We start from the raw sequence: 20177 nt of genomic DNA on the forward strand, positions 1-20177 counted from the left end.
GGCCAGAGTAGGGCGCGCCTCGTGCCGTGGTCAACGGCACGGACGCGGAAGGGCCGATCGAATCTTTCGCCGAGGACGACTCAGGGTACTGGTGTGCCCGCGGTGGGTTCGGCCGGCGGCGCGGTGCTCGCCCGTTGCACGAAGCGGACGGCCAGCTCGAGGCTGGGGGCCGGGGCCTGCTCGCCCCGCGAGAGCTGCAGGACGAGCCGCGTGGCCGCCTCGGCCATCTCCCGCAGCGGCTGGTGCACGGTGGTGAGGGGCGGGAAGACCCACTCGGCGATCGGCAGGTCGTCATAGCCCACCACCGAGACGTCGCCGGGGACGGCGAGACCGAGAGCGTGGGCGGCCCGGTAGACGCCCATCGCCTGCAGGTCGGAGGAGGCGAAGATCGCGGTCGGCCGCTCACGCAGGGCCAACAGCTCGGATCCGTGCGTCTCGCCCGCCTCGATCTTGAAGGTGCCGTGGCGCACGTAGGCGTCCGGGAGAGCCAGCCCGGCCTCGGCCAGCGCGTCACGGAAACCCGCCAGCCGCATCCGGGCGGCCAGGGTTTCCATCGGGCCGCTGATGACCCCGATGCGGGTGTGGCCGAGCACGATGAGGTGCTGCGCGGCGAGGCGTCCGCCCAAGAAGTGCGCACTGCCCACCGACGGCCCGGTCTCCGCACACTCGCCAATGGGATCCACGACCACGCACGGGATGTTGCGGGCGGCCAACTGTGCGCGCTGGTCGGCGTCCAGGTCGGAGAACACGATCACGACCCCGAGCGGTTTGCGGGCGATCACGGATTCGATCCAGGCGCGGCGGGGCCGTCGTGTGCCGCCGCACTCGCTGATGATCACCTCGGTGCGGTGGCGGGACGCCTCACCCTCGACCCCGCGGATGAGCTCGACCGCCCAAGGGCTCTCGATCTCGTGGAACACCAGGTCGATCATCGGCACGCTCTGGGGCTGCTTGGGCTTGCGGCGGCGGTAGCCGTGGCGCCGAATCGTCGCCTCGACGCGGGCACGGGTCTCTGCGGACACGTCGGCCCGGCCATTGAGCACCTTGGACACCGTCGGCAGGGACACCCCGGCGTCCTCCGCGATGCGAGCGATCGTCACCCGCGGGGTGGGAGAGGCGACCATGGGCGCACCTCCTCCGGGGGTTCATTTGCGCAACTTCGTGCCGTGCCAGCGCCAGCGTAGGGGTGGGATGAAGGCAGTGCAACGCGGGTCGCAGGGCGGCCCCCCGGGTGGGTTGACCGGACGAAAGGCCCGTCCTAGGCTTCAGAAGTCCGAAAGTTTCTGCCCACGACGATGTGAGGATTCCCATGGCATCGCTGTTCCCGGCGTCGGATCGGTGTTGGCTCGGCGGCCCAGGCTCGGTGGAGCTGGCCCACTGGCAGCTCGAGGTGGACGGCGCCGACGACGGCCTGGTGACCATCGCGCGCGATCACGCGCTCCTGGTGCGGCGGCACGGCGGTGCCGAGGCCGGGTACGGAGCGGACGGGGGGGCATCGGGGATGCTGCGCGTCGAGCAGGTGGCCGAGAACGGCCCGCCCGAAGGCTTCGAGATCCTCACGCCCGAACCCGGCCGCGTCGTGGTCAGGGCGGCGGATCGGCGCGGGCTCGTGGCGGGCTTCTTCCACGTGTGGAACCGGGGCCCGGGTGCCGTGAGCGCCGGACGCCACCGGCCCGCCACCGCCATCCGGATGCTGAACGACTGGGACAACATGGTCGTCGACGCCATGGGCAGCGTCGAGCGCGGCTACGCGGGCCCGTCGATTCTGTTCTCCGGTGGGGAGATGGTCGACGACCTGAGCCGGTTCCGCGACTACGCGCGTCTCCTGGCGTCGGTGGGTATCAACGCGCTGTGCCTCAACAACGTCAACGTCAACGACGTGGAGACCACGCTGGTCACCGACCGGCTGGACGACGTTGCCCGGGCGGCCGCGGTGCTCCGCGAGTACGGCATCGCGTGCTACGTGGCCGTCAACTACGCCGCACCCCTGACGGTGGGGGACGTCGACACCGCCGACCCCCTCGATGACGGCGTCCGCGCCTGGTGGCGCGCCACGGCCGAGCGCGTCTGGGGGCGCATCGGCGACTTCGGCGGCTTCGTCGTCAAGGCCGACTCGGAGAACCGGCCCGGCCCCTTCCGGTACGACCGCACCCACGTCGACGGCGCGAACATGCTGGCCGAGGCGGTGGCCCCCCACGGCGGCACGGTGTTCTGGCGGTGCTTCGTCTACGACAACCACCAGGATTGGCGCGACCGCTCGACCGACCGGGCGCGGGCGGCCGCCGACCACTTCGCGCCCTTCGACGGCCAGTTCGCCGACAACGTGGTGCTGCAGGTCAAGTTCGGCCCCATCGACTTCCAGACCCGCGAAGGCGTGTCCCCGCTGCTGACCCGGTTGCGCGCCACCCACGTCGCGATCGAGCTGCAGATCACCCAGGAGTACACCGGCCAGCAGAAGCACGTGTGCTACCTGCCCGAGCTGTGGCGCGACGCCCTCGACACCGAGATCGGCTGGGAGACCGACGGCGGTCCGCGGTTGTACGAGACCGTCGGCGTCCACACCGGCCGGCACAACGGCTTCGTCGCCGTCTCGAACGTGGGGGCGGACCCGAACTGGACGGGCCACCCGTTCGCGCAGGCCAACCTCTACGCCTTCGGTCGACTCGCGTGGGAGCCGAGCCTGACGGCCGAGGAGCTGGCCCACGAGTGGCTGCGGGCCACGTATGCCGTGCCGGACGCCGCGCGCGACGAGCTGGCCGCCCTCCTGCTCGGCTCCTGGCAGACGTATGAGGCGTACACCGCGCCGCTGGGGGTCGGCTTCATGGTCACCCCGCACACGCACTACGGCCCGAGCGTCGACGGGTACGAGTACACCCCGTGGGGCACCTACCACTTCGCCGACCGGGACGGCGTCGGGGTGGACCGCACGGTGGCCACCGGCTCGGGCATGATCGGGCTCTACCCGCCCGCGATGGCGGCGCGCTACGAGACGTTGGACGCCTGCCCGGACGCCCTGCTGCTGTTCTTCCATCACGTGCCGTACGGCCACGTGCTGCACTCCGGGTCAACCGTCATCCAGCACATCTACGACAGCCATTTCGCCGGGGTGGAGCAGGGGGAGGCCATGATCCGCCGCTGGCACGGGGTGAGGGAGTCCCTGCCCAGCGAGGTGAGCGCTGTCGTGGACGTCCGGTTCGCCGAACAGCTCCGCAGCGCCATCGAGTGGCGCGACCAGGTCAACACCTACTTCTGGCGCAAGTCGGGGGTTCCGGACGCCCGTGGACGCCTGATCCACCGCTGACAGCGGCGTCCCGCGCGTCCTCAGACCGCGGTGTCGCCGCCGACGAAATGGTCCTCGACGTGGTCGGTCACCGGACGCGCGAGCGTCACCACCGCCCAGGCGACGACGCTGCCCAGCGGGGCCAGGATCCAGTCGAAGGTCTGGGCCACGAGCAGACCCAGCCCGACGGTGAGCGCGATGAGGCCGAGGCTGACCATCGGCTTGGTGAGGGTGTAGAACATGCAGAGCCGGGCCACGTCCCGGCTGCGGAAGGTGAAGTTCGCCACCACGGTCAGCGTCAGCCACAACCAGGGCACGGCGACCAGCAGCACGAGCGCGAACGCGAACTGCCAGGCGGCGCCCGCCCCCGTGTCCGCCACCCCCGTGAGCGTCGTCACCATCGCGGCGGTGACGACGGCGAGGAAGGGCGTCCAGAACACCAACGCCTGCCGCCAGCCCTGCCGCAGGCCGGCGAAGTAGAGCTGGGTGGGCGTCCGGTCCTCCGTGGGTCCGCCGCGGCGGCGGATGGCGTAGAGCGCCGCGACGAGCGCGGGGCCGATCGGGAGTGCCGTCAGCGCGAAGACCGCCGCGTTGCCGACGACCGGGGCCAGCAGCAGCAACCCCAGCCAGAAGGGCAGGGTCAACAACAGGAACCACCCGGACACCGCCAGGAACATCGCGATGCCATCCGTGGCGCGGTAGAACGGCCGGTCGTGCGCCTCGAACCCCGAACCACTCACGGCACCTGACCGTAACCGGGCACCCTGCTGTCGTCCAGCCCGGGGTAGCTCGGCGTCTCGTCGCTGACGGGCGTGACCTCGACCAGGGTGACCTCGTTGCGCACCAGCTCCAGATCAATCTCCAGGCGGCCGTTGAGGGCGGTGGCCGGCCAGGCCGTCCGGTGGGGCTCGGCGAGCTCGCGCAGGGCGTCCCACTGGGCGAGGGTGGGCCAGCGGGGGCGTCCCATGGCCTGCCACGCGGCCCACGGGTTGGCTGCCTCCTCGTGCACCCGGGCGCGCCGGACGACCACCGGGCCGTCCGGCAGCGGCAGTGCCAGCGAGAGCGTGTGGGTGTGCGGGTCGGTGGCCGGGTCGGCCACCGGGTGCCACGCCACCACCTAGACGCCGCCGTCGCGGCCGGAGCGCCGGACGTGGCAGTGCTCGTCGCGGTGCAGGATCTCCTCGCCCAGCCGGGCGAAGAAAGCGTAGAGGTGGAAGGTGGGCTTCTTGACCTGGCGGTGGGTGAGCAGGCCGAAACCGCCGTGGAACGGCGCCTGCGGCACGCCCTCCTCCTCGAACACGTCGCAGAAGGTCCAGTAGCTGAACGAGTCGACCAGGTCCCCGCCCTCGCTGAGCACGCGGCCCAGGTAGGCGGCGTTGAAACACGTGTCGTGGACGGGGCTGACCGGCTTGTACGAGGTGTTGAACTCCGTGACGTGCGCGGGCAGCCGGACGCCGTGACGCGCGGCGGTCTCGCGCAGGGTGGCGAAGTCACGCAACAGATGGGACGCGGGTGCCAGGTCTTGGTGCACCGAGAACGGGATCACCTCGGCGGGCCCCGAGGTGTAGGCGTGCCGGGAGAGGAAGTCGACGGGGATGTCGTGGCCCGCGCAGTGCGCGAGGAACGCGTCCAGCCACGCCTCCCCACCGCCGCAGATGGCGGGGCCCCCCCACCTGCAGGCCGGGGTGCACGTCCTTGACGGTGCGGGCGCTGGCCTCGTACAGCGCAAGGTAGGCCGCCTGGTCGGCGTCGCGCCAGAAGTGGGTCAGGTTGGGCTCGTTCCACACCTCGATCGGCCAGGTGAGCACCTCCTCGAGCCCGTAGCGGGCAATGAGGTGCTCGAGTAGGGCGCGCACGAGGTCGCACCAGGCGGAGAGGTCGCGCGGCGGCGTCACGTTGCCGCGCCACCAGAACACGGTCTGGTCGCCGGAGGCCAGTGCCTCCGGCATGAAGCCCAGCTCGACGAAGGGCCGGATGCCCCGTTCGAGCCAGGCGTCGAACACGAGGTCGACGTGGGTGAAGTTGTACGCGGTGGCGCTCTCGCCGGCGTGGGACCAGGGCTGGACGACGGCCATGTCGTCGCACAGCAACCCGTGGCCGCGGACGTGGCGGAACCCGATCTCGCGTTGGACGAGATCAAGACTGGCGAGGTGGTCGTGGCGCAAGGCCAGGCTGAGGCGTCCGGTCCCGACGCACGCGCGCCACGCGTCGGCGCCGTCGCGGGAGCCGGTGGGAGGAACGTCGATGCGCGTCATGGTGGCCTCGGTCGTGGGTTCTGACGGAGCGCGGCGGGGGCGTCCGGTGGGGACGCCCCCGCCGCGGGGGTCGTTCGGTCAGGCGTTCTTGGCCCGCTCGTAGGCCGTGTTCACCATCTCGAGGTACTGGTCGACGCCCCGGCCGGCCAGGTCGGTCTGGAAGGCGTCCCACTCCGACATGTCGCGCTGGCCGGTGGCGAACTTCAGGGTCTCCTGCTCCACGAAGTCCTTCAGCGGCGTCTGCAGCAGGGTGACCTGCTCACGCTCCAGGTCGTCGAAGGGGTAGGGGGGCTGGACGGGGGCGGGCTCGCGCTCGGCGGCCATCCGCTCCTGCCACTCCTTCTCCTCCGGGGCGAACATCGACTGCAGCAGGTCGGTGGTGCCGCCGTAGGCGAAGTTGCCGCCGGAGAAGCCGTAGTCGGCGTTCAGCTTCTTGGGGGCGCCCGGGTTCATCCAGACGTAGGTGATGCCCGGGTCGAGCGTCCGGGTGCCGTCGGTCGCCTTGGTGTAGGTCGTGCCCTCGACGCCCCACTTGGTGAACTCCTGGCCCTCGTCGGAGTACCACAGCCAGTCGATGAACTGCATGGTGGCGACGAAGTTGGGCGAGTCCAGGATGTTGGCGTTGATCATGATCCCGTTCTCGAGGCGGGAGTTGGTCATGACGTCGCCGGCCGGGCCGCCGGGCAGGATGCCCTTGCCGATCTCGTAGTTCCCCGCGCCGATGTTCTGGTCCATGATCTCGCGGTGCGCCGAGGGATCCTGGGAATTGCCGCTGATGACGGCGGTGTTGCCGTTGCGGAACGCCTGCAGCGCCTGGTCGTCCTGCTGGGTGAAGGACTGCGGGTCGAGCAGACCTTCGGTGACCAGACGGTTCAGGTACGTGACCATGTCCTTGTACTCGTCGGTCTGCGCCGAGAACTCGAAGGCGTCCTCGGCCTCGTTGAAGGTGACGCCGCCGCTGTAGGCCCAGCCGGCCGTGGTGCCGTAGGCGGTGCCCAGGATGCCGAGCAGGTTCTTGCCCTGGTAGCGGTCGCTGAACGGAGTCTGGCCCGTGGCGGCCTTGAGCTTCACGAGGGCGTCATAGACCTCGTCCCACGTCTGCGGCTCGGCGATGCCGTTGGCCTCGAGCAGATCCTTGCGCCAGATGAGGGTGTAGTCGGGCCACACCTCCTCGTGGAGGCCGGGCAGGACGTAGTACTTGCCATCGGACTGCTTGAGCGTCTCGATGTTGTCGGCCATGTCCCACTTCTCGACCTTGTCCTGGTAGTTCGGCATGAGGTCGACGTAGTCGCTGACGGGCAGGATGGCGCCGGAGGAGACGAAGGCGGACTCCTGGCCGGGATAGGTCTTGGGGATGATGGTCGGGGCGTCGCCCGCGCTCACCACGAGCGAGCGCTTCTGCTCGTAGTCGGACATCGGGACGATCGTGGCATCCAGCGTGACGTTCGTCCGGTCCTCGATCTCCTGCCAGAACAGCCAGTCCGCGTTGTACGGGTAGTTGGGGTGGTCGGAGAACAGGGTCGTGACCGTGAACGGCTCGCTGGCCTGGAACGTGTCACCCACCCCGTAGTCGGCCATGGCGCCGGCGTTGTTCGAGTCGTTGACCTCGACGGGGCCGTCGGCGGTGCTGCCGCCGTTGCCGCCACAGGCGGCCAGGGAGGCCGACAGAACGAGCGCGGTCGCCGCGGCGGCGAGTCTGTGTGGTGTCCGTGTTTCCACGTTCTTCCTCTTTCCTTTGGTGGGTGTGGCGGGTGGGTCGTCAGCCCTTGACGGACCCGAGCATGACTCCGGTGACGAAGTAGCGTTGGACGAAGGGGTAGACGGTGAGGATGGGCAGGACGGTGAGCACCATCGTCACCGCCTTGATGTTGCCGGCGATCTGGGTCTGGTTGTCGACGCTGGCGCCCACGTCGTTGGCGCCCGTGGTGCCCGCAATCATGTTGCGCAGGTAGATGGTGACCGGGAACATGTCCTTGTCGGTCATGTACAGGAAGGCCCCGAACCAGGCGTTCCAGTGGGCCACGGCGTAGAACAGCAGCATCGTGGCCAGCACCGCCTTGGCCAGGGGCAGGATCACCATGCCGAATGTCTGGAGCTGGTTGAGCCCGTCGATCGCCGCGGCCTCCTCCAGCTCGACGGGCATGCCCTCGAAGAACGCCTTCATCACGAGCAGGTTGAACACGCTGATGGCGTTGGGGACGACGACGGCCCACATCGTGTTCATCCAGCCCAGGCTGTTGATGAGGATGTAGTTGGGGATCAGGCCACCGTTGAAGAACATCGTGAACACGGCGATGCCGATGAGGAGGTTGCGGCCCTTGACCTGCCTCTTGCTGAGGACGTAGGCATAGCACGTCGTCAGGACCAGGGAGATGGCGGTGGCCACCACGGTGTACACGACCGTGTTGCGGTAGTTGCGCCAGAACATCGCATCGCCGGCCACGGCCTCGTAGGTGGTGGTGTTGAAGCCCACGGGCCACAGGCTGACGCGGCCCGCCACGATCGCCGCGTTGCTCGAGAATGACTGGGCGACGATGTTGACGAACGGGAACAGCGTGATGAACACGATGCCCAGCAGGAACAGCGTGTTGATGACCGTGAACACCCGGTAGCTGGGTGACGTCTTCACTGCACTCATCGGTCCTCCTCCCTCACCAGAGACTCGTTCCGGCGACCTTGCGCGACAGGGCGTTGGCGCCCAGCACGAGGGTCAACCCGATGATGGCTTCGAACAGGCCGATGGCCGTGGCGTAGGAGAAGTTGTTGCTCACGAGGCCCACGCGGTACAGGTAGGTGGAGATCACGTCCGCCGTGGAGTACGTCAACGGGCTGTACAGCAGCAGGATCTTCTCGAAGCCGACGGCCAGGAACGAGCCGATGTTGAGGATCAGCAGCGTGATGATCGTCGGCGCGATGCCCGGAAGGGTGACGTGGAGGGTCTGGCGCCACCGATTGGCCCCGTCGATCCGGGCGGCCTCGTAGAGGTTCTCGTCGATCTGGGTGAGGGCGGCCAGGTAGAGGATCGTCCCCCAGCCCATCGTCTGCCACACGTCAGAGGCGACGTAGATCTGACGGAACCACTCGGCGCGCTGGATGAAGTTGATCTGCTCCCCGCCGAACGCCTCGATGAGCTGGTTGACGGCCCCGTTGAGGGAGACGATCTGCATGATCATGCCGGCGATGATGACGATGGAGAGGAAGTGCGGCAGGTAGGAGGCGCTCTGGACAAACTTCTTGAACCTCGTGCTGCGCACCTCGTTCAACGACAGCGCCAAGATGATCGGCATCGGGAAGCTGAACAGCAGGGTCAGGGCGCCCAGGGCGACCGTGTTGCCGAACACCTGCCAGAACGTCGGATCCTGGATGAACATCTGGATGTAGCGGAACCCCACCCACGTCTCGCCGAACATCGAGCCACCGGGGACGAACCTGCGGAAGGCGATGATGTTGCCGGCCATGGGGATGTAGCGGAAGACGACGAAGAACAGCAGCGGCAGCAGACACAGCAGGTAGAGCTGCCAGTCCTCACGCAGCGCGCGGCGCCACGACTTCGTCTCACTGCGGCGGCGTCGTCGACGGGGCGCCTCCTTGACGGCGGCCAGGTTCTCCTGGGCGAGTTCCGTCGGGGCGTCCGCGCCCATTTCGATGCGTGACACGAAGGCACCTCCCTGTGCTTCGCAAATTTCGAGAAAGTTTCGTGGTAACCCTAAGGAGCGCATCCTCCCCGTGTCAAGGGTCTGCCAGCCTCAGAGCAGATGGATCGTGAGGGCAATCAGGGCGAGGAGCGGCAGGGCTCCCTGCTTGAGAGCCGCGGATCGGTGCGGCGGAGAGCTGATGCCCAGCACCAGCGCGGCGGCGAGCATCGACCCGACGCCGGCGAAGACGAGCGTGAGGCCGACGACGGTTGCTCCCGCGAGGACTGCGACGACACCCGCCACGGCCAAGAGGGCGAGGAAGAGGTTGTAGAAGCCCTGGTTGAACGCCATGAATCGGGTTCGCTCCGCCTCCTGCGCCGTATGCCCGAACGTCCGCTGCGCTGCGGGCGAGGCCCAGGCGAACGATTCCAGCGCGAAGATGTAGCCGTGGAGCAGGGCCGCCAGGGTGGCGAGGACGAGGCCGGTGATGAGCATGCGTCCACACTAGGGCTGGGGTTGTGGCCGGACGCCGGACGGCGCCGGAGCAGCGGGATTCGGCAAAGTCACCTCCCCGGGGGATAGCGAATCCGGGGGGCCCTGCCTAACGTTGGTTGAGGCGGGGCTTGCTGGCCCGGGGGGATGGTCAGCAGGCCCCGTTTCGCATGCCGGAGTGAGCACCAGCCCCACCTGCGAGCGGAGCGAGCACTAGCCCCACCGGCGAGGTGTGTCTGTGTTGTTTGCGCGAGCGGAGCGAGCACCAGCCCCACCGGCGAGGTGTGTCTGTGGTGTTTGCGCGAGCGGAGCGAGCACCAGCCCCACCGGCGAGGTGCGTCCTTGGTCAGGGGCGAGCGGAGCGGGCACCAGCCCCACCGGCGAGGTGTGTCTGTGTTGTTTGCGCGAGCGAAGCGGGCACCAGCCCCACCGGCGAGGTGTGTCTGTGTTGTTTGCGCGAGCGGAGCGGGCACCAGCCCCACCGGCGAGGTGTGTCTGTGTTGTTTGCGCGAGCGGAGCGAGCACCAGCCCCACCGGCGAGGTGTGTCAGCACTCGATCACGTTCACGGCCAGCCCGCCGAGGGCGGTCTCCTTGTACTTGCTCTGCATGTCCCGCCCCGTGTCGCGCATGGTGGTGATGACGGTGTCGAGGCTGACGATGTGGCTTCCGTCGCCGCGCAGGGCCGTCCGGGCGGCGGCGACGGCCTTGACCGCCGCGATGGCGTTGCGTTCGATGCAGGGGATCTGCACGAGGCCGCCCACGGGGTCGCAGGTCAGGCCCAGGTTGTGCTCCATGCCGATCTCGGCGGCGTTCTCGACCTGCTCGGGGGTGCCGCCGAGCACGGCGGCCAGGCCGGCCGCGGCCATCGAGCAGGCCGAGCCGACCTCGCCCTGGCAACCCACCTCGGCCCCCGAGATGGAGGCCGTGTTCTTGAAGATCATGCCGATCGCGGCGGCGGTGAGCAGAAACCGGACGACGCCGGTGTCGTCCGCGCCGGGCACGAACGTCGTGTAGTACTTCAGGACGGCGGGGATGATGCCGGCCGCCCCGTTGGTGGGGGCCGTCACCACCCGTCCGCCCGCCGCGTTCTCCTCGTTCACGGCCAGGGCGTACAGAGCGATCCAGTCCATGGCCCGCAGCGGGTCGTCCGAGGACGCCTCGCCGATGAGCTTGGTGTGCAGCGCCGGCGCGCGCCGCAGGACGCGCAGGCCGCCGGGCAGGCGTCCCTCGGTCTCGATGCCGGCGGCGATGCAGCCCTCCATCACGTCCCAAATGTGGAGCAGCCCGGCCCGAACCTCGTCGCGCGAGCGCCACACCAACTCGTTCTCCATCGCGACCTTGGCGATCGACAGCCCGGTCTCGTGACAGATCGCCATCAGATCCGCACTCGTGTGGTATGGGTGGGGCACCTCGGTCACGTCGGGCACCACCGGGTCGGACGCCGCGGCGTCCCCCTCGACGACGAAGCCGCCACCGACCGAGTAGTAGCTTCGCTCGGCGAGGAGATCACCGGCCGCGTCCCACGCGCTCAGCACCATGCCGTTGGGGTGGGCGGGCAGCTCGACCGAGCCGTCGAGCACGAGATCGGTGGCGGGGTCGAAGGCGATGCGCTGGCGTCCGGCCAGCAGCAGCTCGCGGCGGGAGGCGACGGCGTCCACCTCGACCGTCGCCGCACGCGGGTCGACGGTCTCGGGTGCCTCGCCCAGCAGCCCCAGCACGACCGCCCGGTCGGTGCCGTGCCCCCGGCCGGTCGCGCCCAGCGAGCCGTACAGCGCGCAGCGGACGCGCGCGGTGCGCGTGAGCGCGTCGCCGAGCTCGGCGCAGAACAGCGACGCCGCCCGCATCGGCCCGACGGTGTGGGACGAGGACGGGCCGATCCCCACCGAGAACAGGTCGAACACGCTGAGCGCCATGGGGCCGACCCTAGCGGCTGCTCCGACCCGCGAAGCATCGCCCCGCCACCGGGGTCGGGCCCGGCCCCCGACCTCGGTCGATCCCGCACGGTCCTGGGAGCCGATGCGGGGGTGAGGCCGCGTCGGGGAGGGTGGGGGACATGATCGCTTTCGCCGATGTCGCCCTGCTGACCGCCATGGTCGCTCTCGTGTTGATGGCCGTCCAGCCGGTGCTCAGCGAGGTCGCCGAGGCGTCCTGACCCACCGGCCCTGCCGGCCCCTTCCCCACCCCCGGGCACGCCCCGGAGCCGCACCCGATGATCCCGCGGTTCCGGGGGGTGGTGGCGCCCGGGGGCGTCTAGTCTGGGGCCATCCCCAACGAAGGAGGACCCATGAGCGGCGGCATCTCCGTGGTGTTCGTGGTCATCGGGCTGCTGGTCATCGCCGGAATCGCAGCGCTGGTGCTGATGAGCGTCCGGCGCAACGGCCCGGACGCGCCGCCCTCGGCCCCGCCGCCCCCCGTCAGCGAGCCCACCCCCTGGTCGTCGGCCGTCGCCGCCGCGTCCGCCGCGGGTGAGGCGCCGGCGTCCGGGCCTGCCCGTGGCGCCGAATCGCTCTCGCGCGAGGCACTGGTGAACCCCGACCGGAACCTCGACCCGACGAAGTGGGACAACCGGCCCGACGGCAGCGAGGAGTACGACGAGGACGACCCGGCGCCGTCCGGCCCGAGCGGGGGGCCGGTGATGGACGCCAACTTCTTCAACTCGCTGCGCGACCGCCGGCCCACCGAATGACCGACCTCGAGATCCACCTCCTCGCCGACTCCACCGGGGAATCCGGGGTGCGGCTGGCCCGTGCAGCCGTCGCCCAGTTTCCCCATGTCGAGTTCCGGCTCGTGCGCCACCGTCGCATCACGACGGCGGCCCGGCTCCAGTCCGCCCTCGACGCGCTGCGCGAGCGTGACGGCCAGCCCACCGCGGTCTTCTTCACGCTCGTCAACGAGGAGCTGGCCAGCCTGGTCCGATCTGCCTGCTGCGAGCTCGACATGCCCTATGCCGATCTCATGATGGACGCGATGGGCGCCCTGGAGCGCATCAGCGGCCAGGACGCCGACCAGGTGCCCATGCGTCCCGTGGGGGTCGAGGCCGACTACTTCGTCCGCATCGCCTCCATCGACTTCGCGGTCCGCAATGACGACGGTGCCGCCCCGGCGTCGCTGCTGGAGTGCGACATCTGCCTCGTCGGCCCCTCCCGCTCGGGCAAGACGCCGTTGTCGATCTTCCTCGGGTACCTCGGGTACAAGACGGTGAACGTGCCGCTGGTGCCGGGCATCGCGCCGCCCGAGGAACTGTTCCGGATCGACCCCTGGCGCGTCGTCGGCCTCACGCTGGACCCGGAGCGGCTGCGCCTCATCCGTTCCGAGCGTGTCCGGGGCCTGGGCGTCCGGGGCATGAAGGACGGCTATGTCGACCTTGCGTCCATCTACGACGAACTCGACGACCTCGTCGCCCTGCAACGCCGCCTCAAGTGCCCGGTGCTCGACACGACCGGCATGGCGCTGGAGGAGGCCGCCGCGCGCATCGTCGACCTGGTCGAGGAACGTGCCCGCAAGCACGGCGGACGCCTGCGGCGTCCGGCCAACACGTCGAGCACCCTGCCGACGAGCTGACCGACCCGCCAACCACCCCTGCCACCGACCCACGAAGGAGCAACCGTGCACGAGCGACACCTGCGCGACCTGACCGTTTCCGCGATCGGCTACGGAGCGATGGGGTTCAGCCACGGCTACGGCCCCGGCGCGGACGAGGCGGAGGCGATCCGCCTGCTGCGGCACGCGCACGACCTCGGCTGCACCCACTACGACACCGCCGAGGGCTACGGCGGCGGCCACAACGAGGAGCTTCTCGGACGGGCCCTGGCGCCGATCCGCGACGAGGTCGTCATCGCCACCAAACTGCACGTGCCGGAGGCGTCCGGGCGGGACGATCTGGGCCGGCAGATCCGCGAGCACCTGCAGGCCTCGATGCGCCGCCTGGGCGTCGACCACGTCGACCTTTACTACCAGCACCGGGTGGACGACGCGGGGGTGGAGGACGTCGCGGCGATCATGGGCGAGCTGATCGCCGACGGTCTCATCCGCGGCTGGGGCCAGTCACAGTCCAGCGCCGACCAGATCCGGCGGGCCCACGCGATCACGCCGCTGACCGCGATCCAGAGCGAGTACTCGATGATGGAGCGCATGTTCGAGGCCGAGGTGATCCCGGCCTGCGAGGAGTTGGGCATCGGGTTCGTGCCATTCAGCCCGCTCGCCTCCGGCTTCCTGTCGGGCGCCGTGACGGCCGACCAGACGTACCCCGGCGACGACGTCCGCCGCGCCATCACCCGGTTCGATCCCGACAACGTCCGCGCGAACCAGCCCCTCATCGACCTGCTGCACACCTTCGCCGCGGAGAAGGACGCGACCCCTGCGCAGATCTCGCTGGCATGGATGCTGCACAAGAAGCCGTTCATCGCGCCGATTCCCGGCATGCGCACCCAGGCCCGGGTGGAGGAGAACCTCGGCGCTGCCGACGTGGTGCTCTCCGACGCCGAGTTCGAGCGCATCGAGGCCGAGCTGGCCCACGTGACGATTCACGGCAATCGCACTGATGCAGACATCGCCAAGCTGCGGGACGACCACCACTGACGCCGCGCCCGGGGGGTGAGGAGGGCGCCCCAGCGGCAGGGCCGCCCTGCTCCTCAGCGGCGCAGCCGCAGTGCCTTCGGGGTCTGGTGGAAGCCCGCCGCCAGCAGGGCGGCGGCGAACGGGTGGCGTCCGTCGAGGGTCGGCACCCCGTTGACCTTCTCGATCGTGAGGGCCGCGACCCGTCCGGAGCGGACCAGCCCGGCGAGGGCGTCCGCCACGGCTGCGAGGGTGGGGGCGTCCTCGGTCCAGGTGAGCGCGGTGCGCCCGCCGCGCTCGACGTAGGCGGCCAGCTCCCCCTCCGCCAGCGCCACCAGCGAGCCCGCCTTGCGGCCGGGGCGGTGGTCGCCGGCGTCGGGCCAGGCGAGCGCCGCGCCGAACGGGTTGGCCGGGTCGCAGGCCGCGAGCACCATCGCGCGGGGGCCGGACGCCTCCGCGCCCTGGCTGGCTGCCGTCCGGACGCCGGGGGACGCGGACGCGCCGGCCCCACGGAGCCGGTCGACGGCACCGACCGTGCCGAACTGCGCGGCCCCCAACCCCTCCACGAAGTAGCCGCGGCGGACGCGTCCAATGTCCTCGGCCGCGCTCAGCACCTTGTAGACCCCCGCGAAGCCGCCGGGGATCTCCTCGGCCTGCACCGCGCCGCGCGTCACCACGCCGTAGCGGTCGAGCAGCACCTCGGCGGTGGTGAGGATCGCCTCGGTGCGGTCGACCTCCGGGGCGGGGAAGAGCGACCACCGGCCGCCGGCGTCGCGCGCGACCTCCGGCCGCGGGCCGCGCGGCAGCCTCGGCCGGCCGTAGCGGGAGCGCGGCGTGGCCGTCCGCGTCCTGTGGGTGGTGGAGCCGGCCCCCAGCCGCGCCCGCAGCGGGGCGAGGGTGTCGTTGGTGACGAGCCCACGCCACACCAGCTCCCACAGCGCATCGGACGCCTCCGCCGTCGGCGGGAGCCCTGCCGCGCGGGCCAGGGCGCTGAAGAACTGCGCCCCGCCGGAGGCCAGGGCGTCCAGCAGCGCGCGCTGGGCGTCGGACTCCGGCTCGGTGGGCGCGGGTGCGAGGTGGGCCAGGTCGCCCGGCCACAGCGACACCCAGCCGTCGCGGCCGGCGAGCGAACCGTGGCCACGCCACACCACCTCTCCGGACGCGGACAGCTCATCCAGCAGCGCCGGGGCGTAGTCCCTGACCCGCGCGGCGAACACGAGCGGTTCGAGCGCGCTGGCGGGCAGGGGGACGCCGGCGAGCTGTTCGACCACCCGCATCACGCCGTCGGCCCCGCGCAGCGTGCCACCCACCCCCTGCCAGGCGGGCAGGAAGCGCGCGTAGTCCTCCACCGGCACGGGCTCCACCTCGGCGCGCAGCGCGGCCACCGAGCGGCGGCGGATCGTGCGGAGCACGCCGGGGTCGACGAACTCGCGTCCGGACGCCCCCGGGGTGAACTCGCCCTCGACGAGGCGGCCGTCCGCGACGAGGCGGCGCAGGCCGTCCAGCACCAGTGCCGGGCCGAGGCCGCCCAGCCAGGCGCCCACGGCGTCCGCCGAGAACGGGGCATGGGTGCGGGCGTAGCGCACGAGCAGGTCGCCGAACGGGTCGGCCACCGGCTCGGCAAAGGCGTGGGGGACCCCGGGGGGCAGGGCCACGCCGAGGGCGTCGCGGAGGCGTCCGGCGTCCTCGATCGCGGCCCACCGCTCGCCGACGGCGAAGATGCGCCGGGCGTCGGCGAGCTCGGCCACCCGGGCGGGCACCGCGTCCGGATCGACGGCGCGGGCGGCGAGATCGGCGGTGCTGAGCGGGCCAAGGGTGCGCAGCAGGTCGGTCAGCTCATCCGCATCCCGGGCGCGGCGGCCCTCGACGAGGTGTTGCAACTCGGCCAGGGTGCGGGCGAGGGCGTCCGGATCGAGGAGGTCGCGCAGGGCCAGGCCCTCGGCGGTGCCGAGCAGCTCCGCCAGCAGATCCGGATCAAGGCTGAGGGCGGCGGCCCGCCGCTCGGCGAGCGGGGAGTCGCCCTCGTAGAGGAACTGCGCGACGTAGCCGAACAACAGGCTCGCGGCGAACGGGCTCGGCTGACGGGTGGTCACCTCCGTCACGGCCACCTCGCGGGCCCGGACACGGCGCATCAGCTCGGTCAGGCCGGGCACGTCGAACACATCCTGCAGGCACTCGCGGACGGCCTCGAGCACGATCGGGAAGGCCGGGTACTGCGTGGCCACCTGGAGCAGCGCCGCCGAGCGTTGGCGCTGCTGCCACAGGGCCTGCCGATGGCCGGGGCGCCGGTTGGGCAGGAGCAGCGCGCGGCCCGCGCACTCGCGGAATCGGCTGGCGAACAGGGCGCTGCCGCCGACCTGTTCGGTCACCAGGGGGGCCACGTCGTCGGGGTCGAGCAGCAACAGCTCCAGCAGGTCGGCGTGCCGGGCCGGTTCACCGTCCGCGTCGCCGAGGTCGGGCAGGCGCAGCACGATGCCGTCGTCCGCGTGCATGGCCTGGACGTCGACGCCGTACCGCTCGCGCATCCGCTGCGCGATGGCCAGCGCCCACGGGGCGTGGACGGGGGCGCCGTAGGGGGAGTGGACGACGACGCGCCAGTCGCCCAACTCGTCGGTGAAGCGCTCGACGACGATCGTGCGATCCGACGGCAGCGAGCCCGTGGCGTCGCGCTGCTCGGTGACGTAGGCCAGCAGGTTCTCCGCCGCCCAGGTGTCGAGACCGGCGTCGGCCAGCCGCTGCATCGCCGGGTTCGGGGCCAGGGACGCCACCTCGCGCAGGAACGCGCCGATCGCCTCCCCGAGCTCGACCGGACGGCCGAGGGAGTCGCCACGCCAGAAGGGCAGCCTCCCCGGTTCACCGGGGGCGGGCGTGACCAGCACCTGGTCGTGCGTGATCTGCTCGATGCGCCACGTGGAGGTGCCGAGCGTGATCACGTCACCGACGCGCGACTCGTAGACCATTTCCTCGTCCAGCTCGCCGACCCGCCGGCCGGGCCCGTCCCCGGCGAGGAAGACCCCGAACAGACCGCGATCGGGGATCGTGCCGCCGCTGGTCACCGCGATGCGTTGGGATCCGCGGCGTCCGGAGAGGGTGCCGGTGGCGCGATCCCACACCAACCGCGGCCGCAGCTCCGCGAACTCCTCGGCGGGGTAGCGGCCGGCCAGCATGTCGAGCACGGCCTCGAGGACGCCGCGGGTGAGCGTCGCGTAGGGCGCGGCGCGGCGGACGAGGGTGTGCAGGTCGTCGACGGTCCAGTCGTCGAGGGCCACCATGGCCACGATCTGCTGGGCGAGCACGTCCAGCGGGTTGGCGGGGATGGCCAGGGATTCGATCGCGCCGGCCCGCATGCGCTCGACGATGACGCTGCTGGCCACCAGGTCGCCGCGGTACTTGGGGAAGAACACCCCGCGGGAGACGGCACCCACCTGGTGGCCGGCGCGTCCGACCCGCTGCAACCCGGACGCCACGCTGGGTGGCGCCTCGACCTGCACCACCAGGTCGATCGCCCCCATGTCGATGCCCAGCTCCAGCGAGCTGGTTGCCACCACGGCGGGGAGACGCCCGGCCTTCAGCTCCTCCTCGGTCTCGGCGCGCTGCTCGCGGGAGACCGAGCCGTGGTGCGCCCGGGCCAGCACCGCGGGCGCCCCGGCCGAGGAGCCGGCCTGACCCATGAGTTCGGCCGGGGCCGAGCGGGGGGCGGCGTCCGCACGCTCGTCGGGGCCGGACGCCGCCTCCCTGCGGTCGAGGGAGATCTCGTTGAGCCGGCCGGTGAGCCGCTCGGCGAGGCGCCGGGAATTCGCGAACACGAGGGTGGAGCGGTGCTGCTCGACGAGGTCGACGACCCGCTCCTCGACGTGCGGCCAGATGGACGCCTGCGCGCGCGGCGACGGGTCGCCGTAGCCGTCTCCCGACGGGGCCGGAGCGGTGTCGAGCCCGGCGAGGTCGGGCGCGGGGGCGACCACCGAGAGGTCCCACCGCTTGTCGGCCGGCGGAGCCACGGTCGTCACCGGACGCCCCCCGGCGAGGAACCGCGCGACCTCGTCCATCGGGCGCACCGTCGCCGACAGCCCGACCCGTTGGGTGGGGGCGTCCAGGAGGGCGTCCAGCCGCTCGAGGGTGAGCGCGAGGTGCGCGCCCCGCTTGGTGCCGGCCACGGCGTGCACCTCGTCGAGGATCACGGTCGTCACCCCGCGCAGCGACTCCCGCGCCTGGGAGGTGAGCAGCAGGTAGAGCGACTCGGGGGTGGTGATCAGGATGTCGGCGGGCGCCTTCGCGAACCGGCGTCGCTCTTCGGGCGACGTGTCGCCGGAGCGGACCGCGACGGTGATCTCGGGGCGGTCGGTGCCGAGCCGCACCGCGGCGTGGCCAATGCCGACCAGCGGGGAGCGCAGGTTGCGCTCCACGTCGACCGCGAGCGCCTTCAGCGGCGAGACGTAGAGCACCCGGCAGCGGCGCAGGGGCTCCTCGGGCGGTGGTTCGGTGGCCAAGCGGTCGATCGCCCACAGGAACGCCGCGAGGGTCTTGCCCGAACCGGTCGGCGCGACCACCAGGGTGTGGCGGCCCGAGCTGATCGCATCCCACGCACCCGCCTGGGCGGCGGTGGGCGCAGCGAAGCTGCCCTCGAACCACGCGCGCGTGGCGGGGGAGAAGCGGCTCATCACCGCGGCGTCCGTGCCGGCCTCGTCATCCATCGGCGCCCACTCTGCCACCCGGCACCGACAATCCGTGCCGCCCCCCGTCGGCGCCGGTGGGGGCGGGGGTCACCGGCCGCGCAGCAGGCCGGCGGCGTCGGCGTCCGGACGCCGTGGCCCGAGCCCCCAGGCAGGCCCGAACAGCGGTGAGCCGCGGCGGGCCACGTGCCCGGCGTCCTGCTGGGGGTGGTGCACCGGATAGCCGTGCTCGGGCGGGGGACGGTGCGCCGGGGCGGGCTCACCCAGCAACCGGGCGAGGACGGGGGCATCCACACACGCGGCGCTGCACTCGGAGCAGACGAGCAGGTCTTCGCCGCGGCGTCGCTCGGTCCACATCCGTCCTCCGCAGCGCGGGCAACGCGGGGCGGGGTTCACCAGCGGCGTCCGTTCATCTTGACGCAGGCCTCGAGCAGGGTGTCGGCCAGCTCGGTGCGCGGCTCGCTCGCGCCGCTGCGCCCCACCTCGCGCACGGTCGCGGTGAACACGGCGCAGCGCGCGGGGTGTTCGAGCGCGTTCCACGCCTCGCCCTCGTGGGGGATGACACCGCCGGCCTCGGCATAGCCGCGGAGCAGGGCGCGCCAGCTCGCATCGTCCAGCAGCCCCGCGGCCCACAGGCCGGCGGGACGCCCCAGGTCCCACCCCGGGTCGCCGAGGCCGAGCGTCTCGGGGCCGGTCAGCAGCCACGTGGTGGTTCCGGGGAGACGGCCGAGGTTGCCCAGGTCCCAGTCGCCGTGGACGACGCTCGGACGCGGCGGGTCGGGCCACTGGGCGAGCAGGGACGCGCCCAGCTCGCGAAGGATGTCGGTGGCGCCTCCGGGGTGCAGGCCCGATGCGGCGTCCACCGCCACCTGCAGGTAGCTGTGCCCGCCGTGCTCGGGCAGGCCGGGGGGCGGGGGCGTCCGGTGCAGGTGGGCGAGCAGCCGGCCGGCCTCCTGCCACGGGGGCTCCTCGTCCATCGGCAGCGGCTCGGTGCGTGGAGCCAGCGTGAGGAGCTGACCGTTGGGGGCAGTGATCGGATGGTCGGCGAGGGGCGCGGCGTACAGCGTCCGCAACGGGTCGGACGCCGCCGCGGCGAGCCGGGCGGCCAGCGCCTCGTGGGGCGTCCCGAGGGGGTGGCGGGTGACGACGATGTCATCGACGACGGTCTGCATGGGCACACCCTAGAGGTTGGCCCGGACACCCCGGAACGTGGGGCGGAGGTGTCCGGCGCGACACTGATGAGTGAACATCCGGGGCGGGGGATCCGGGGGGTGCCCAAGTGTCGGTGCG

Annotated in this window: 15 protein-coding genes and 1 pseudogene; 4 read left to right on the forward strand and 12 right to left on the reverse strand. The window is 71.5% G+C overall.

Translation table 11 applies throughout. The features are described 5' to 3' along the window. Window positions 1-80: 80 nt before the first annotated feature. Window positions 81-1124, reverse strand: coding sequence for a LacI family DNA-binding transcriptional regulator (locus PCC79_RS00560; protein ID WP_342372697.1), 1044 nt, complete (start codon window positions 1122-1124; stop codon window positions 81-83). A gap of 185 nt (window positions 1125-1309) precedes the next feature. On the opposite strand from PCC79_RS00560, the gene PCC79_RS00565 reads away from it, so the two are divergent. After that, entirely contained in the window at window positions 1310-3301 is a 1992-nt protein-coding gene (locus PCC79_RS00565) for an alpha-glucuronidase (RefSeq protein ID WP_342372698.1), read from the forward strand. A 20-nt stretch (window positions 3302-3321) separates the two neighbouring features. Here PCC79_RS00565 and PCC79_RS00570 read toward each other — a convergent pair whose 3' ends face one another. The 8 genes and pseudogenes from PCC79_RS00570 to PCC79_RS00605 all read right to left on the reverse strand — a co-directional run bounded on the left by PCC79_RS00570 (window position 3322) and on the right by PCC79_RS00605 (window position 11576). Continuing rightward, window positions 3322-4020 carry a hypothetical protein gene (locus PCC79_RS00570; RefSeq protein ID WP_342372699.1) on the reverse strand — a complete coding sequence of 233 codons (699 nt, stop codon included), beginning with the start codon at window positions 4018-4020 and terminating at the stop codon, window positions 3322-3324. Further along, window positions 4017-4877 (reverse strand): annotated as a pseudogene (locus PCC79_RS00575) (GH39 family glycosyl hydrolase). The gene PCC79_RS00570 and the pseudogene PCC79_RS00575 overlap by 4 nt, the downstream one beginning before the upstream one ends. Further along, a complete protein-coding gene (locus PCC79_RS00580; protein WP_425325647.1) occupies window positions 4771-5535 on the reverse strand; it encodes a GH39 family glycosyl hydrolase in 765 nt (254 codons plus the stop codon). Before PCC79_RS00580 ends, PCC79_RS00575 begins: the two are co-directional and overlap by 107 nt. Window positions 5536-5613: 78 nt before the next feature. Further along, complete coding sequence (locus tag PCC79_RS00585; RefSeq protein WP_342372700.1) at window positions 5614-7254, reverse strand: extracellular solute-binding protein; 1641 nt, start codon at window positions 7252-7254, stop codon at window positions 5614-5616. 40 nt (window positions 7255-7294) lie between these two features. Next, window positions 7295-8173 carry a carbohydrate ABC transporter permease gene (locus PCC79_RS00590; RefSeq protein ID WP_342372701.1) on the reverse strand — a complete coding sequence of 293 codons (879 nt, stop codon included), beginning with the start codon at window positions 8171-8173 and terminating at the stop codon, window positions 7295-7297. Window positions 8174-8186: 13 nt separating this feature from the next. After that, window positions 8187-9191: an ABC transporter permease gene (locus PCC79_RS00595; RefSeq protein ID WP_342372702.1), complete on the reverse strand. Its 1005-nt coding sequence runs from the start codon at window positions 9189-9191 to the stop codon at window positions 8187-8189. A 90-nt stretch (window positions 9192-9281) separates the two neighbouring features. After that, on the reverse strand, window positions 9282-9665 hold the full coding sequence (locus tag PCC79_RS00600; protein ID WP_342372703.1) for a DUF1304 domain-containing protein: 384 nt from the start codon (window positions 9663-9665) through the stop codon (window positions 9282-9284). A gap of 543 nt (window positions 9666-10208) precedes the next feature. After that, entirely contained in the window at window positions 10209-11576 is a 1368-nt protein-coding gene (locus PCC79_RS00605; protein WP_232549340.1) for an L-serine ammonia-lyase, read from the reverse strand. Window positions 11577-11947: 371 nt separating this feature from the next. Here PCC79_RS00605 and PCC79_RS00610 point away from each other — a divergent pair, with 371 nt between their 5' ends. Genes PCC79_RS00610 through PCC79_RS00620 form a run of 3 tightly spaced genes read left to right on the forward strand, consistent with a single transcriptional unit; the run spans window position 11948 to window position 14241 of the window. Continuing rightward, window positions 11948-12349: a hypothetical protein gene (locus PCC79_RS00610; RefSeq protein ID WP_232549341.1), complete on the forward strand. Its 402-nt coding sequence runs from the start codon at window positions 11948-11950 to the stop codon at window positions 12347-12349. Then, complete coding sequence (locus tag PCC79_RS00615) at window positions 12346-13224, forward strand: pyruvate, water dikinase regulatory protein (protein WP_342372704.1); 879 nt, start codon at window positions 12346-12348, stop codon at window positions 13222-13224. Before PCC79_RS00610 ends, PCC79_RS00615 begins: the two co-directional genes overlap by 4 nt. Before the next feature lie 45 nt (window positions 13225-13269). Continuing rightward, window positions 13270-14241 (forward strand): aldo/keto reductase, encoded by a 972-nt coding sequence (locus PCC79_RS00620; protein WP_232549343.1) that lies wholly within the window; start codon window positions 13270-13272, stop codon window positions 14239-14241. A 53-nt stretch (window positions 14242-14294) separates the two neighbouring features. Here PCC79_RS00620 and PCC79_RS00625 read toward each other — a convergent pair whose 3' ends face one another. From PCC79_RS00625 to PCC79_RS00635, 3 genes are all read right to left on the reverse strand, one after another. After that, entirely contained in the window at window positions 14295-18908 is a 4614-nt protein-coding gene (locus PCC79_RS00625) for an ATP-dependent helicase (protein WP_342372705.1), read from the reverse strand. A 69-nt stretch (window positions 18909-18977) separates the two neighbouring features. After that, window positions 18978-19244: a hypothetical protein gene (locus PCC79_RS00630; RefSeq protein ID WP_232549345.1), complete on the reverse strand. Its 267-nt coding sequence runs from the start codon at window positions 19242-19244 to the stop codon at window positions 18978-18980. A gap of 35 nt (window positions 19245-19279) precedes the next feature. Next, on the reverse strand, window positions 19280-20059 hold the full coding sequence (locus PCC79_RS00635; RefSeq protein ID WP_232549346.1) for a phosphotransferase family protein: 780 nt from the start codon (window positions 20057-20059) through the stop codon (window positions 19280-19282). Window positions 20060-20177 lie beyond the last annotated feature (118 nt).

The organism is Propioniciclava soli, from assembly GCF_038502305.1.
Classification (GTDB): Bacteria; Actinomycetota; Actinomycetes; order Propionibacteriales; family Propionibacteriaceae; genus Propioniciclava; species Propioniciclava soli.